Source organism: Pseudomonas fluorescens (assembly GCF_902497745.1).
In the GTDB taxonomy this organism is placed as follows: Bacteria; Pseudomonadota; Gammaproteobacteria; order Pseudomonadales; family Pseudomonadaceae; genus Aquipseudomonas; species Aquipseudomonas fluorescens_BM.
The window spans coordinates 439,186-440,160 of record NZ_CABVHJ010000003.1; the positions used below are offsets into that span (position 1 = coordinate 439,186).

Below are 975 nucleotides of genomic sequence, written 5' to 3' on the forward strand. Positions count from 1 at the left end.
GGTGGCTGTGCGTGGGAGACCTTCGGGTCTACCCGGGGTTTCTGTGACCCGGATCGCTAACCTGCGTACAGCCGCCACCTTTACTTGTTTAGCGATGAGCCGTGGCGGCTAAATCAACCACGGAGTCTCACCATGATCAAACCAACACCCAACCCACCCGAAACCGACCCCACCTCCCCCTACGAATCCCTCGATTCCAAAAAACTCCACGAAGCCGCCGAGCGCGCCCTCGATCACTACCTTTGCCCACCCGGCTCCACCCCTCCGCCACGCAAAACCCGCCGGATGTACGCCGTCACCGCAGACTTCAAAAACGAAGAGCTGCTGGCCGATGCCAGCGAAACACTCGCTTCGGCCAGAACCATCGCCCATGACTTCGCCCACCTCATTCCCGCATCGCAGCGCAGGACGCTGTTGGGGATTGCGCAACTGATCATGCTCGGCGAGCTGGCGGTGAATCGGGTGATGGATAATCTGGAGTTGCCGCAGGACTAAACGGGGCCAGACCACGCTTTTCCAACATTCCGAATCAAAATTCGGCAGCTCCTACAAATAACCGTGTAGGAGCTGCCGAAGGCTGCGATCTTTTGCTTTTGATGTTCGCGCCAATGACCACTCGTCGCCACCTGTCAGATCTGACAGGTGCGCAATTTTCAATTAAGCGCTCTGATAACCCCTGCCCGTCCCCACCGCGCAGGAGCCTCATCCATGACCACCTCTACCCCACCGGACAACACCGTCCTCGTCCTTGGCCCGCCAATGGTCAACGGCCAGACCACCCCCGTGACAGGTGCACATATCGGCGTGCCCCTGGTGGCCTACGATCTGGTCACCGACGGTGAAGGCGCCGTTGTCCTCGTCGATCCACCGTTGGCGGGCACCATGGATCCTGGGGACATCATGGAGCTTTGGCTTGAGAATGAACCGGCCGCACTGGACAGCGAAACCATTGAGGATCCAGACGTGCGCACCACG

Annotated in this window: 2 protein-coding genes; both read left to right on the forward strand. The window is 59.6% G+C overall.

Annotated features, from left to right (window positions below):
• Nucleotides 1-132: 132 nt before the first annotated feature.
• Complete coding sequence (locus F8N44_RS07210) at nt 133-495, forward strand: DUF6124 family protein (protein WP_150649830.1); 363 nt, start codon at nt 133-135, stop codon at nt 493-495.
• Nucleotides 496-708: 213 nt separating this feature from the next.
• Nucleotides 709-975, forward strand: a 267-nt coding sequence (locus F8N44_RS07215) for a hypothetical protein (protein WP_224794743.1), incomplete at its 3' end; no start/stop codon positions are given.